The sequence below is a fragment of the Vreelandella neptunia genome, from assembly GCF_000712975.1.
Classification (GTDB): Bacteria; Pseudomonadota; Gammaproteobacteria; order Pseudomonadales; family Halomonadaceae; genus Vreelandella; species Vreelandella qaidamensis.
Window position 1 is genome coordinate 40,368 of the sequence record NZ_JHQL01000007.1, and the last position, 13,246, is coordinate 53,613.

At 52.7% G+C, this 13,246-nt stretch carries 11 protein-coding genes; 5 read left to right on the forward strand and 6 right to left on the reverse strand.

The window, feature by feature from the left end:
- Window positions 1–117 precede the first annotated feature (117 nt).
- Window positions 118–1,215 carry an ABC transporter ATP-binding protein gene (locus tag CR46_RS0117035; RefSeq protein WP_030074714.1) on the forward strand — a complete coding sequence of 366 codons (1,098 nt, stop codon included), beginning with the start codon at window positions 118–120 and terminating at the stop codon, window positions 1,213–1,215.
- A gap of 46 nt (window positions 1,216–1,261) precedes the next feature.
- Here the strand turns inward: CR46_RS0117035 and CR46_RS0117040 are convergent, their stop codons facing one another.
- From CR46_RS0117040 to dctP, 4 genes are all read right to left on the reverse strand, one after another.
- Window positions 1,262–2,962, reverse strand: coding sequence for an ABC transporter permease (locus CR46_RS0117040; RefSeq protein WP_030074716.1), 1,701 nt, complete (start codon window positions 2,960–2,962; stop codon window positions 1,262–1,264).
- Window positions 2,963–3,128: 166 nt separating this feature from the next.
- Window positions 3,129–4,460 carry a TRAP transporter large permease gene (locus CR46_RS0117045; RefSeq protein WP_198023743.1) on the reverse strand — a complete coding sequence of 444 codons (1,332 nt, stop codon included), beginning with the start codon at window positions 4,458–4,460 and terminating at the stop codon, window positions 3,129–3,131.
- Window positions 4,457–4,960 carry a TRAP transporter small permease subunit gene (locus CR46_RS0117050; protein ID WP_009724886.1) on the reverse strand — a complete coding sequence of 168 codons (504 nt, stop codon included), beginning with the start codon at window positions 4,958–4,960 and terminating at the stop codon, window positions 4,457–4,459. Before CR46_RS0117050 ends, CR46_RS0117045 begins: the two co-directional genes overlap by 4 nt.
- 61 nt (window positions 4,961–5,021) lie before the next feature.
- Window positions 5,022–6,125, reverse strand: coding sequence for a TRAP transporter substrate-binding protein DctP (gene dctP, locus CR46_RS0117055; protein ID WP_030074720.1), 1,104 nt, complete (start codon window positions 6,123–6,125; stop codon window positions 5,022–5,024).
- 332 nt (window positions 6,126–6,457) lie between these two features.
- Here dctP and CR46_RS0117060 point away from each other — a divergent pair, with 332 nt between their 5' ends.
- Together CR46_RS0117060 and CR46_RS0117065 are read left to right on the forward strand one after the other, a co-directional pair.
- Window positions 6,458–8,659: a tRNA(Met) cytidine acetyltransferase TmcA gene (locus CR46_RS0117060; protein ID WP_030074722.1), complete on the forward strand. Its 2,202-nt coding sequence runs from the start codon at window positions 6,458–6,460 to the stop codon at window positions 8,657–8,659.
- Between the two features lie 32 nt (window positions 8,660–8,691).
- Window positions 8,692–10,155 (forward strand): aminoacyl-histidine dipeptidase, encoded by a 1,464-nt coding sequence (locus tag CR46_RS0117065; RefSeq protein WP_030074724.1) that lies wholly within the window; start codon window positions 8,692–8,694, stop codon window positions 10,153–10,155.
- A 104-nt stretch (window positions 10,156–10,259) separates the two neighbouring features.
- On the opposite strand, the gene CR46_RS0117070 is transcribed toward CR46_RS0117065, so the two are convergent.
- Together CR46_RS0117070 and CR46_RS0117075 are read right to left on the reverse strand one after the other, a co-directional pair.
- Window positions 10,260–10,736 carry a Dps family protein gene (locus CR46_RS0117070; protein ID WP_009724882.1) on the reverse strand — a complete coding sequence of 159 codons (477 nt, stop codon included), beginning with the start codon at window positions 10,734–10,736 and terminating at the stop codon, window positions 10,260–10,262.
- A gap of 276 nt (window positions 10,737–11,012) precedes the next feature.
- On the reverse strand, window positions 11,013–12,143 hold the full coding sequence (locus CR46_RS0117075) for a glycerate kinase (RefSeq protein WP_030074726.1): 1,131 nt from the start codon (window positions 12,141–12,143) through the stop codon (window positions 11,013–11,015).
- A 130-nt stretch (window positions 12,144–12,273) separates the two neighbouring features.
- On the opposite strand from CR46_RS0117075, the gene CR46_RS0117080 reads away from it, so the two are divergent.
- On the forward strand, window positions 12,274–12,852 hold the full coding sequence (locus CR46_RS0117080; RefSeq protein ID WP_030074728.1) for a hypothetical protein: 579 nt from the start codon (window positions 12,274–12,276) through the stop codon (window positions 12,850–12,852).
- Complete coding sequence (locus CR46_RS0117085) at window positions 12,849–13,226, forward strand: hypothetical protein (protein ID WP_030074730.1); 378 nt, start codon at window positions 12,849–12,851, stop codon at window positions 13,224–13,226. Before CR46_RS0117080 ends, CR46_RS0117085 begins: the two co-directional genes overlap by 4 nt.
- The last annotated feature ends 20 nt before the right edge of the window (window positions 13,227–13,246 follow it).

The window sequence follows — 13,246 nt, forward strand, 5'->3', positions numbered from 1 at the left end:
ATTTAGTAAGAAGCGTGCATCTCTGCTCAATAGAAAATAGAATGCAAATAACTTTCAACCGTGTTCGCAGCGGCATGCGTTTATCATGTCGCGGGTGGACGAGACAATGGTGAAATAATGACGGCAACTGTGTCACTTTCCGATGTGTCGGCTCCTGCATCAGCATTGTCGCTTCGTGGTGTTCAGCACACGTTTGCGGCGAATAAAGTGGTAAAAGGCATTGATCTTGATATCGCTCCAGGCGAAGTAGTGTGCTTGCTTGGCCCTTCTGGCTGTGGCAAAACCACACTGCTTAGGATTGCTGCGGGGTTAGAGGTTGTGCAGGAAGGATCGGTGAGTCTTGATGGTCTTTCTATTGCGGCACCGGGTAAGCGTCATGTTCCGCCGGAAAAGCGTAATGTAGGCCTTGCCTTCCAAGACTCTGCCCTATTTCCACACCTTAGCGTGCTCGAAAACGTTACCTTCGGTCTGAAAAGTTTGCCTTCAAGTCAGCGCCAGGAGCGTGCACTTGAGCTGCTAGCTCAACTAGGCATGGCCGACTATGCAGAAAGTTATCCGCATATGTTGTCAGGTGGGCAGCAGCAGCGTGTGGCACTGGCGCGTGCCCTAGCTCCTACGCCTAAATTGATGTTGCTGGATGAGCCATTTTCTAGCCTGGATGCGCGGCTACGGGATCGTATCCGAGACGATACGCTGCACGTGTTGAAAAAGCTCGGCTCAGCAACTCTGCTAGTGACTCATGACCCTGAAGAAGCCATGTTTATGGCAGATCGCATTGCACTGATGCGGGATGGTAAAATCGTCCAGACAGGGACCCCACGCGAGCTTTATTGCGCGCCTGTAGACCCCTTTGTCGTCACGTTTTTTGGCGAAGTGAATGAATTAAGCGGTGTCGTTAAGGGGGGCTTTGTGGCTACGCCCGTCGGTCCGGTGGATGCCAGCTGGCTGCCAGAAGGTAGCCATGCTCAGGTGATGATTCGTCCCGAAGCATTACGTATTAGAGAGCGTGATGTGCCTGCGGAACCGCATAATCATAGCCACGTGGTTATGGCTAAGCTGCTGGGGCGCTCAAGCCTCATTCACTTATGTGCCCATGGTAACGACGGACAAGAAGCCCACCTTCACGCCCGTGTGCCTGGGGTATTCTTACCCCAGGAGGGGCAGCCGATTGATATCGACTTAGACCACTCCCAGGTGTTTATCTTTCCGGCTTAATCTATCGTTTTTGGCGGCTGGCGGTTTCAACGGCTAGCCGCTTTCATTACTCGGCCTGGCTACCAGGACGTGCCCGGCGCATTGCCAAGCTGAGTAAAATCACTGGTAAAATGCCAACCACCACTATCGTCAGCGAAGCAGTGGATGCCTCTGCTAGGCGTTCATCTGAGGCTAAGCTGTGGGCACGCACTGCTAAGGTGTCAAAGTTGAAAGGCCGCAAGATGATCGTGGCGGGTAACTCTTTCATCACATCGACAAATACCAAAATCCCGGCTGCTAGCAGACTGCTCCGCATCAGCGGCGTATGAATCCGGCGTAGCGTGCCGCCAGCGGTTTGGCCTAATGTGCGAGAGGCAGCGTCCATGCTAGGCGTTACCTTGCCAAGGCTCGCTTCTACCGCATTAAACGAGACAGCTAAAAAGCGCACCACATAGGCGTAAATCAAAATAAACGCTGAGCCGCTAAATACCAGACCAATGATTTTTCCATAGTGTTCGTGTAGCCACATGTTCAGCGAGTTATCTAGCCAGGCAAATGGAATCAGGATGCCAACAGCTACCACCGAACCGGGAATGGCATAACCCATCGCGGCGATACGCGTGAAAAATCGTGCGCTTGGTGAATTGTTGAGCCTTACCCCATAGCTCAATAACACGGCTAACCCTACTGCGATTAATGCGGCAATGGTCGCAAGGCTAAGGCTATTCACGGCAAAGCCAATAAACCGCGTGCCGAACAGGCTATCGCCTGTTTTAATCGCCATATTGAGCAAAATGCCGCTGGGTAGTAAAAAGCCAATAACAATGGGCAGCAAACACGCAAGAGTAGCCCCTAGTGCATGCCATCCATGCAGACGATATTCTGGTAGCTGCTGATACCGGTTGGTGGTATGGAAGTAGCGCCGCTTACCCCGCGAATAGCGCTCTAAAAGAACCAGCACTATGACAAAGGTTAGCAAGCAGGCCGCTAGCTGAGCGGCGGCCACAGGCTCACCTAAGCCAAACCACGTGCGATAGATGCCGGTGGTGAAGGTATCTACGCCAAAAAACTGCACTGCCCCAAATTCATTAAGCGTTTCCATTAGAACCAGTGAAACACCTCCCACTAACGCTGGCCGGGCAAGAGGCAGCGCTACGCTAGCAAATAAGCGCCAAGGGCCACGCCCTAATGTGCGACCTACATCTAACACGCAGACCGATTGCTCAAGAAAAGAAGCCCTAGCTAACAGGTACACATATGGGTAAAGCACAAATGTAATCAGGGTTGCTGCACCGCCCAATGAGCGCACATTAGGGAAATAGTAGTCGCCCACTTGCCAGCCAAGCCACTCGCGTAGCGCGCTTTGTAACGGCCCCGCTACCTGGAAAAAATCTGTATAAGCGTAGGCAATGACATACGTCGGTACCGCTAGTGGCAGCAACAGTGCCCATTCAAATAGACGCTTGCCTGGAAAACGGCACATAACGACCAGCCACGCGGTACCAGCCCCCAAAATTAGAGTGCCAATGCCAACCCATAGCACCAGCCAAAACGTATTAGAGAGATAGCGTGGCAATACAGTGCTTGCTAGGTGCTGCCAAACGCCTTCTGTCGGCACAAAAATATGGCTAAGAACCACAATAATGGGCAGTGCGACAACGAGGGCGATCAAAAATAGGGCGATTGACCAAGGGTTAAGCGACAGCGAAAAGCGTGAGGCAAAACCTGAAAACAGGGCCGATGGTGAGCGGCGAGCTGGCGTAGACACGTCGTTGTCTCCTTGGATGAGGGGCAGCTTGGCTCGTCAATGCGAAGAAATAGCAGCTGCAAATAGTATCACTTGCGTTAGGCGGCTGCAGCCAACATTACTGCTAACAAAAAAATCCCCCCGCTAGGCGGGGGGATGTTAGGCGTTTAGCGCTAATAGCGTGTGGTTACGAATAACCCACTAACATGCTTGGTAGTCCCGTAATCAAGCTAGGGAAAAGCGCCATCAGTATACAAGCGAAGAGAATGATGATTACAAAGGGTACGACTGCTTTATAGAGATCAACAATTTCTACTCCTGGTGGTGCTACACCCTTTAAATAGAACAGTGCATAGCCAAAGGGTGGCGTTAGGAAGGAGGTTTGCAGCACTACCGCTACCATGACGACGAACCACAGCACATCCACATCCATTTGTGCAATGATGGGCAGCATAATGGGGAAGCTTAGCAGCACGATGCCGGTCCAATCGAGGAACATACCGAGGATAAATACCAGGAACAGCATCAACAGTAGGGCACCAACAGTTCCGCCTGGAACGGCTAGTACAAAGTCACTAATCACCGTCATGCCGCCGCCAATCGAGAACACCCCGGTAAACGCTGTGGCCCCGACGAGCACTAGCATTACCATGGTTGTCGTTTTACCAGCTTCGATCAGTGTGTTGTAACAGGTAGACACCTTGCGGTCGCCGAAGATTAAAAACAGCAGGAAGGCGATAAATACACCAATAGCAGATGCTTCAGTGGCCGTTGCTACACCGGTAAACAGAGCCCCCAATACGCCGAGAATTAACGACATGGGTGGAACAACGTACTTACCCAGCATGATCAGCAGCTGTTTTGTGCTGACTTCTGCCCGTTCTGCCGCAGGCACTTTAGGGCCATAGCTGGGTTTTAGCCAGCAAATCACCAGCACGTATAGTGCATACATCACTCCCAGCATCAGGCCGGGAATCAACGCACCAGCAAAGAGTGCACCCACGGAGACAGGCGAATAGCTCGCCATCAAAATCAGCATAATGCTGGGGGGAATCAAAATGCCCAAGCAGCCGCTGGCCATGATAACGCCTGCGCTTAACTCTTTGTTATAGCCATATTTCAGCATTGGCACCAGGGCAATCATGCCCATAACGGCAATCGACGCGCCAACAATACCGGTGGTAGCTGCAAGTAATACAGATACAACGACCACGGTAAGGGCTAGTCCACCGCGAAGGTTCGCTAGCAGTAGCCGCATCGCATCAAACATTTTTTCGGTGACGCCCGAATCATTAAGAAAGCGCGCCATCAAAATAAACAGCGGGATAGCCACTAATACATAGTTGTCCATAGCGTTGCCATAGACGTTGTTAATGATGATCCCCAGGGTGTTGATGCCAGGCCCTAAATATGCGCCGATGACTGCCATGCCACCCAGTACAAAAGCAAGCGGATGACCCATAAACAAGCCAACTAAAAGCCCACCAAACATCACCAGCGTCAGTAGTTCTGCACTCATGCGGATTTCTCCTCACGCAGTTGCATAATGGCGCGCAGAACGATAGCAACCGCCTGCAACAAAATAAGCACAGCAGCGACCACGATAACGCCTTTCACTGGGTACACCGGGATTGAGACCATACCGTAGGTCGTTTCGCCACGGCTAAACGAACGCTCAAAAAACCGCCAGCCATAGGTCAGCAGCAGCCAGATGAACGGCACAAAGAAGATTAAATAGCCGAGCAGGTCTAGTACGGCCTGCTTTTTGCGTGATAGCAGACGCTTAATAACGTCGACTTCCACGTGGGCATGGTGACGTAACCCATAAGCGGCCATTAGCATAAAGTGCGCGCCAAACAGCATCTTGGTGACATCAAACGCCCAGTCGCTAGGGCGGCCAAAGAAGAAGCGCGACACGATGTCGTAAAGCACTATCAGAGTAATGATGGCAATTAACGGTGCGATGATGCGGCCCAGCAGCTCGTTAATTGCATCGATCGCCTTGGCAATCGCATTCATGGAAGGTCTCCGCAGCTAAGCACCAACCGCCCCAGCCGTGCTGGGGCAGTACTTGAACGCCTTATAGGCAGGCTTCGATCTCTTCCAGTGAAGGCAGGTTATCCATGGTGCGGCTCATGTTGAATGGCGCGGTAACATCCCGCCATGCTGCGTAGTCTTCTAGGTAGCTAATCATGGAGTGGTAAACTTTTGCATGATCTGGGTGCTCACAAGCACCGCGAACGATCACTTCATTGGTAATTTCTTGAATGCGCGCCAGATCTTCTTCAGAGAACTGGTTAATGGTGACGCCCGCATCAATAAACTTCCGCGTAGCCTCAGTAGACTCACGCTCTGACCAGGAAAGTGACCATGCCATGGTGGCTTCAGCGGCAGTTCTTAGCTTCGCTTGGGTCTCTTCAGACAGGGCGTCCCAGGAATCTTTGTTGATCATAACGCCGAAAACGCTCGCTGACTGGTGCCAACCAGGTGTCGCCCAGTAGTCGGCAACTTCGGCAAAGCCTGCGTTAAAGTCAACGCCTGGAGTAGAGAACTCACCGGCGTCGATCACGCCGCGTTCAATCGCTTGGTACACTTCGCCACCGGCTAGCGTAACCTGCGAGCCACCTAACTCTTCGAGAACTCGGCCCTGGTCACGTCCAGATAGGCGCAAGCGCTTACCCTCAAGGTCTGCGATACTTTCGATTGGCGTACGGCCCATGAAGCCAGATTCATTGTTGGTAATACCGTAAGGCAAATACACCATATTGTATTGACCGTAGATCTCTTGGTAGAGCTCAAAACCGCCCCACTGCTGAATCCAGTTCAAGTAATCAACGCCATTAAATAAGCTAGTAGTGGTGGCAAGTGGAGAAAATGCCGGGTTCAAACCTGCCCAGTAGCCCGGCCAATCACCAGCAGCTTGAATAGCACCGGTTTCGGTAGCATCGAAGACTTCAGTGCCGGGCATTAGCGTGCCCCCAGCGCGGAAATTAATCTGTACCTCGTCGCCTGCCAGCTGGTTTACAAGCTCTGCCCAGTGCTGATCAATCTTAATCAGGTCGAGGTTTTCTGGCCAGGTAGTGGTCATTGTCCACTGTTCTTGCGCTTGAGCAGTAGAGGTGAGTGCGGCGAATGCGACACCAGCGGCGAGGCTAGTTAAGGCAAATTTAGTCATCTTTTTCATTGCGAGTTTCCTGGTACTTTGGCGGTTGGCGTTATTAGTGTTCATTACCTGAAAGCAGGAAAGTGCAGCGGGTATGGCTTACGTTTACGTAAAGTAAATACCGCTAGACTGCATCGCTAAGCTAGCACACTCCACCTACTGCAGCGCAATATCAGTAATCCAAAGAGTTTAACGTCCTATACGAAGCTTCTTTGAAAAATTAAAATCATTAAAAACAGTTATTTGTATACTTTTTGATGCCTTTTTTGACCATATGGTTAGTTCTAAAAGCGTTGAAAATCACGCCAACCTACAACCAAAGTTGTAAGCAAAAGACATTCTAAGGAGATGCTATGCGCGTGGGCTGCCGCGTTGAAAAACCAATGACGGTCATGAAGCAAGTATCGGCCTTGGATCATCATGCCGTCCGTCTGCAGCGCCGGCGCTGGCGGACACTGGTATGGCTCTACGGGCCACCTGAAAAGGCTCGCCACCAGGCGCAACGGCTATGGGACGTGCGAATGTGGCAGGCGCCGTTATGGGTGGGAGCTGAGCAAGAGACGTCGGTGTCGCCCTGTTTACCAGCCAGTAAAGCGCGCACACGGCTCGGTGCGGAACATCAGCTAGTTGTCCTAGATGCTAGTGGTAGCCAGGGATTAGATCCAGATGCGCTTGGAGCCTTGGCAGGCACCGTGAGTGCTGGTGGGTTATTGGTGATCATTACGCCAAGCCGCTGGGGTGAACAGCCTGATCCTGACTATGCCCGCTTTGCCGATTACCCGTGGCGCTGGGCTTCATTGAGCGCTCATTACCTTAAGCGGTTAGCGCTTCAACTGACGGGTGAGAGCACTATTGTTCGCTGGGAAGTTGACGGTCACCTCACGCTGCCCAAACTAGCTATTCGTGAATCGCGTGCGGCTCCGTTTGATGACACAGACTGTTTAACTGCCGACCAGGCTCGTGCGGTAAATGCACTAGTAAAACTAAAGCGTCGCCGACCATTGGTTATTACTGCCGATCGAGGGCGGGGTAAAAGCGCTGCACTGGGGATTGCTTGTGCTCGCTTATTGAAGAAAAGCATTACGCAACTGGTAGTGACGGCACCTCGTCTTAGTTCAGTGGAAAGCCTATTTGCGCGAGTGGTAGCGTTATGCCCGGAAGGCCAGCGTCTCAGCCACGCGCGGTTTGAACTGCCGAATGGTAGCTCGCTGTGTTTTCTTCCTCCTGATGCGCTAAACGAACAAGTTCACCAAGCAGCGCTCGGCGGCAGTGGCAGCTATTTACTTGTCGATGAAGCGGCAGCTATTCCTGCGGCCTTGTTAGCCCAGTGGTTGGTTGCATTCCCCCGTATCGCGTTTGCCACCACCGTGCATGGTTATGAAGGTTCTGGGCGCGGCTTTGCACTACGTTTTCGCGAGGTGCTAAATAGCAAAGCACCCCAGTGGCGAGAGCTAGCTCTTGAAGCTCCTATTCGCTGGTCAGCGGGCGACCCTTTAGAAGCGACTATTCAAACGTTGCTGCTGCTCAATGCTCCGCTACCTGAGGCTCAGTTACCTGAGTCACACGCTGGTACGGAGTGTCAGACCGTCTCTATTGCACTTGCTCAGGCTCAGTTAGCCAAGCAGCCTGAGTGCTTAGCAAAACTGTTTGGCTTGCTAGTGCAGTCCCACTATCGCACCACGCCCAGTGATTTACGCCAACTGTTGGATGGCCCTGGCACCGCTATTCGCACAATCATCGCATCAAAAGAGCCTCAGGCCGTTTTGGTGACTCGGGAAGAAGGTGACTTTAATGCTGCACTTGCTGAGCAGGTGGCTCGTGGTGAGCGGCGTCCTCAAGGTCATCTACTGGCCCAGTCGTTAGCGGCTCACAGTGGCAGTCGTGAGGCGTTAACCTCTCGCTGGCGGCGGGTAGCGCGCATTGCTACTCATCCAGAGCGGCGCCGTGAAGGATTAGGGCGTTGGTTGTTAGAAGACGATATAGCCGATGCTAGCCAGCAAGGGGTCGCGCTTTACGGGGCTACCTTTGGTGCCGAAGCCTCGTTGCTTCGCTTTTGGTTGGCGCTCGGTTTCGTACCTGTTCGCTTAGGTATCACCCGAGAAGCGGCGACCGGCGAGTACGCCATTATGGTGGCGCGAGCGCTGACAAGCGAAGGGCAAGCAGTGCTGACGTCTCTGCATGACTCTTTTGCGGCCTCGTTGATAACGCTATTAGCCTTTGAGTTAGCGACACTGCCCGCACCGATCGTCGCGTTACTGTTGCCGTCCTTGCCTCGTTTACCGCTTAGCAGCACTGATACTCAGGCAGTAGAAGATGTGGCGTATGGGCACCGTGACCCTGCATTGGCAAGAACGTCGCTTCAGGCGCTGGCCAGAGAGGCTAGCCATTGGTTATTAGGACAAGAGGTGCAAATAGCCCACCAACAGCTGATTGCCTGGGCCTTTCAAAACCAGCCGTTAGCGAAAGCACACGGCGAGTCAGTGCGGCTAATTCGTCGTGCGACTCAACAAATTATTGAACAGCGCACGCTTTTCCCCAGTAGCTCAGGCGGGTAAAGTAAACTGGTTATCGATAATGAAGAGTTTCCATGAACGCACATCTAGAAGCCCTCGAGCCACGTTTAGTGTGGCAGCACTTTCGCACACTATGTAATACGCCACGCCCCTCTGGCCATGAAGCCGCGCTAGTGGCGACGCTAGAGGCCTGGGCTGATTCCCAGGGGCTATCCCACGACCGGGATGCTTTTGGCAACCTGCGCATTTGTAAGCCCGCCACGTCCGGCTGTGAAAGCGCGCCAGGCATCGTGTTGCAGGGCCATCTAGATATGGTGGCGCAAGCTAACGTTGGGCATGACCACGATTTTACCCGTGACCCTATTCAGACGTATGAAAAAGAGGGTTGGTTATTTGCTGATGGCACCACACTAGGGGCTGATAATGGCCTTGGGGTGGCAGCCATACTCGCTGTTTTAGAAGATCCAGAGCTTACTCATGGTCCTTTAGAAGCGCTGTTTACGCTAGAGGAAGAGACCTCTATGGGCGGCGCGCTCAATCTCGCCGAGAACTGGCTGGAAGGGTCGTTGCTACTCAATTTAGACAGCGAAGATCGCGGCCAAGTGTATATTGGTTGTGCGGGTGGTGCTGATGTAGTGGTGAATGCGCAACTTCCCACTACCGTCCTACAAGAAGATGAACAAGTGATCTCGCTGGCGCTGACCGGCTTGAAAGGCGGGCACTCAGGGATGGATATTGATAAGCCTCTGGGTAACGCGAACCGTTTGCTAGTCCGCGTGCTGTGGGCATTGGAAACCTTTGGTGTGCGGCTGATTAGTTACCAGGGGGGCACGCTGCGTAATGCCATCCCCCGTGAGGCGTTTGCACAAGTTGCTCTGCCTGCTGATGAAGTTAACGCGGCGTTGGGGATGGTGGAAGCGCTTGCCGATACACTGAAAACTGAATTGGGCAGTGGCGATAGCAATATGGCGCTCATTGCGGAGCGAGTGGAGCTGGCTGACGCTGAACCGTTAACGCGGGACGCCAGTGCGATGCTGCTGGCTGCGCTGCATGCAGTCCCTTGTGGGGTTGAGCGCATGAGTGCGGATGTGCCGGGGGTAGTGGAAACCTCGAACAATTTGGGTGTATTAAGCGTGGAAAACGGTCGTTTCCATCTTTGTGCACTGGTGCGTTCATTGCATGACAGTGCCACTGACGCGATGTCGAGTCGTTTTCAGGCGCTGTTTGGCCTGATGGGCGCTAGAGTAAAAGTGGAAAATGGCTACCCCGGCTGGGCACCCAATCCACAAAGCCCCTTGCTTGCTATTTTTAACACTCGGCATGCTGCATTAATGGGCCGCGAACCCGAGGTTAAGGTGATTCATGCAGGCCTTGAATGTGGCATTTTAGGAAGTAAATACCCACATTTAGACATGATTTCGTTTGGCCCTCTGATTCGCGGCGCGCATTCGCCAGACGAGCGAGTAGAAATTGAATCGGTAGCAGAGTTCTGGGAGATGTTGCGCGATTTCATTGAAACGTTGGCGAAGTCTCGTTAGACAAATCACCACAAAAAAACGGCACCGCTATGGGTGCCGTTTTTGATAGTGCTTACCTGATGCTCACGTCAGCCGTCAGCAAGGTAAACATCGTAAACATCGCATTATTTGCTCAGGTAAGCGTTGAGCATCCATACGGTTTTTTCCTGCTCGCGAATGTAGTCACCAGCTTGCGCAGCGGTGCCTTCATCGTCAGCATCCGACGCAATTGCTAGCAATTCCCGCTGTAATTCAATCAGTGTTTGATAACCGGTGAGTACGCCTTTTACGCAGGTTTGGCCATCATGAACGTCTTTATCTTCTTCAATACGCGAAATTTTTACATAGTCGCTATACGCATGAATGGGCTTGTGGCCGAGCGTTAAAATTCGCTCCGCCACTTCGTCGACTTTAGTCAGCAGATCCGTATAAAACTCTTCGAACTTGGCATGTAGCTCAAAAAAATCGCTGCCTCTAACGTTCCAATGGTAGCCACGAACGTTCATATAGAAAATCTGGTAATTGGCCAGCAGGTGATTCAATTTTTCAGCCAACTGGCTTGCACTGCCTTCGTGTAAGCCGATGCTATTTGTATCACTCATATCGTGCTCCTCCATGGTGGTAGCCGCGCTAAAAACAGTACGGTTATCAAATCGTTTGATTTAGCTTAAGACGCTTAGTGGGCGTTGCAAAACAAGTTTTCTGCATCGCGTCAATAGCGTCATAACATTACCTTGGCGGTGAGCTGGCGACGGCTGACTCATCGCTGACGCAACGTAGTACAGTACTGATATGCCGCTGAATGTGCGTCTAATAAAAGAGATATAGGCGCTAAGTTAGTTTTTCAAGGGGAGATGTGTTTTCAAGGGGCGGCTGGCTTACCGAGCAAGCCAAAGTCTTGTAATACTCTCACAGCGGTCAGCAAGCAACTCTGCAGTACGTGGTAGGGCGTCTTCAAGCGCCATTGGACCATCGGCAAGGGCAAATGCGGCAGTAACACCCTCTTCTAAACACGCCTGCCAGCCATCACCTAGGCTACCGGCCAGCACAATGACGGGCTTGCCATGGCGCTTGGCAAGCCGCGCAACGCCAATGGGCGTTTTACCCGAAAGGCTTTGGCCATCGAGACGACCTTCTCCAGTAATGATTAGGTCAACGTTAGGAAGCAGGCTGGGAAGCTTGGCCTGCTGCATAATCATCTCAATGCCTGGCGTAAGGGTGGCGTTAAGAAAGCAGCGAGCAGCAAACCCCATACCACCCGCCGCTCCTGCACCTGCTAATTCTTTCTCATCGCGACCCAACACTTGGGCGCTTAGGTCAGCAAAATGGCCAATTGCGCGGTCAAGGGTGTCGACATCATCAGGTGATGCGCCTTTTTGCGGGCCAAAGACAGCGCTCGCCCCACGAGGCCCTAATAGGGGGTTATCGACATCCACGGCGGCTTCAACCTCTAGGTTGTTTAAACGCGGATCTAGCGTGGAAAGGTCGAGCGTTGCAAGCTGCTGGAGTGCTGCGCCACCGGGAGGAAGCGAATCGCCGTTCTTATCTACTAATTTGGCTCCCAGTGCTTGGAGCATGCCTGCTCCTGCGTCATTGGTAGCACTACCACCTAAAAAAAGCAGCGCCCTCGTGGCACCAGCGTCCAGCGCTGCGAGAAACAATTCTCCGACGCCGTAAGTGGTGGTATGCAGGGCATTACGTTGGTGAGTGGTTAGGTGCTGCAGCCCACTGGCTTCTGCCAGCTCGATAAACGCGGTACGCTGCTCGCTTAGCCAGCCCCAAGATGCTTGTCGCGGCCGCCCCAAGGCATCTTGTACGGTTAGCTGACAGCGTTCGGCGTTGGTGGCGGCAATAAGCGCTTCCAAGCTGCCTTCGCCGCCATCGGCCAGCGGGCAAAGGTTAATCGTGGCGGTTGGCGCAGCCCGCTGAATACCGCTTGCCATGGCGCTTGCCGCTTGTTCAGCGCTAAGCGCATCTTTAAAACTATCGGGGCAAAGCAGAACATTCATCGCACAGCCTCCTTAATGCGTTGTCATAACTATTTGTCGTAGTTTTTTATCATTTATCTTAATGGTTGCCAGCGAGCTTAGCGCGGCGTTCGATGACACACCAGCCGCCACTGGGGCGAGAGGATCACTCATGAAGGCAATACTACCGATTAGCATGACGTGCTTGTTACTAGTGACAGGCTGCCAAACAGTGCCTGAGCGCCTTCCTCAAGCGGAGCCAGCCCCTTCGGCAGCCTGCTATTTTCCAAGCGATCAGCCTAGTCAAAAGACTCCATCGTTGGAGGTGCTGACACAAAGTATTGGCGTATTGGAAACATGGGGTTTTGAGCTTGAAACTACTGACACCGATCTAGGGCTTGTGACCGCTAGTCGGCAGCGAGATTTAATTGGTTACTATGACCCTTATGATAACGACTTTGGGTATGGGCGAAACATGCGGGTATTTGGTGGCTTCGGTTTGGGGCGCGGTGGTTCAAGCATTGGGCTGGGGATTGGTGGTGGGTTTGGAGCTGGTTTCCGGCACCAACCCGTCGAAGTAGAGCGAGTGTCGCTACTGGCTCGCGATGGCTATATCCGGCTTTCACGAGATATTCGTCGCTTTGACCACTTAGGGGATCTGCGTGAATCTTACAGCGCGAGCAATGATGATTTTTGTCAGCGTTTCCAAACTGCGTTTAAGCAAGCAGCAGCTACCCCGGGGGCGTTATGAAACCACTACGTAAGCACTTCTTTTTAACGGCCACCGCGCTACTCATGACTATTACGCTGGCAGGCTGTGCAACGACACAGCCACTAGAGCCGCGAGAGCTACGTTACAACGCTTCCCCAGAGCAAACGTTCCGCGAAGCCATTGAGTTAATGATGGAGCAGGGCTATATCGTGCGGCACGCTGATTTAGCGCTAGGGCGCGCAGAGGCAACGCTAGCCCGCTGGCCTGAGTATCGCCTGCAACTACAGGTAAGTGAGGTGGCTGGTGGTAGCTATGTCAGCTTATCGGCGTTGCGTGGGAATCAGCCACTGCCACCGCGTGTATTAGATCCTTGGTTGGTTGAGCTGCAACATAAATTAGGAGAATTGCCGTGATAGGCGTATTGCCCGCGCAT

Bases quoted from the DNA above. Each gene is read 5' to 3' on its own strand.
- CR46_RS0117035 (WP_030074714.1), top strand. From the start codon at position 118: ATGACGGCAACTGTGTCACTTTCCGATGTGTCGGCTCCTGCATCAGCA.
- CR46_RS0117045 (WP_198023743.1), bottom strand. From the start codon at position 4,460: ATGAGTGCAGAACTACTGACGCTGGTGATGTTTGGTGGGCTTTTAGTT.
- CR46_RS0117050 (WP_009724886.1), bottom strand. From the start codon at position 4,960: ATGAATGCGATTGCCAAGGCGATCGATGCAATTAACGAGCTGCTGGGC.
- dctP (WP_030074720.1), bottom strand. From the start codon at position 6,125: ATGAAAAAGATGACTAAATTTGCCTTAACTAGCCTCGCCGCTGGTGTC.
- CR46_RS0117060 (WP_030074722.1), top strand. From the start codon at position 6,458: ATGCGCGTGGGCTGCCGCGTTGAAAAACCAATGACGGTCATGAAGCAA.
- CR46_RS0117065 (WP_030074724.1), top strand. From the start codon at position 8,692: ATGAACGCACATCTAGAAGCCCTCGAGCCACGTTTAGTGTGGCAGCAC.
- CR46_RS0117070 (WP_009724882.1), bottom strand. From the start codon at position 10,736: ATGAGTGATACAAATAGCATCGGCTTACACGAAGGCAGTGCAAGCCAG.
- CR46_RS0117075 (WP_030074726.1), bottom strand. From the start codon at position 12,143: ATGAATGTTCTGCTTTGCCCCGATAGTTTTAAAGATGCGCTTAGCGCT.
- CR46_RS0117080 (WP_030074728.1), top strand. From the start codon at position 12,274: ATGAAGGCAATACTACCGATTAGCATGACGTGCTTGTTACTAGTGACA.
- CR46_RS0117085 (WP_030074730.1), top strand. From the start codon at position 12,849: ATGAAACCACTACGTAAGCACTTCTTTTTAACGGCCACCGCGCTACTC.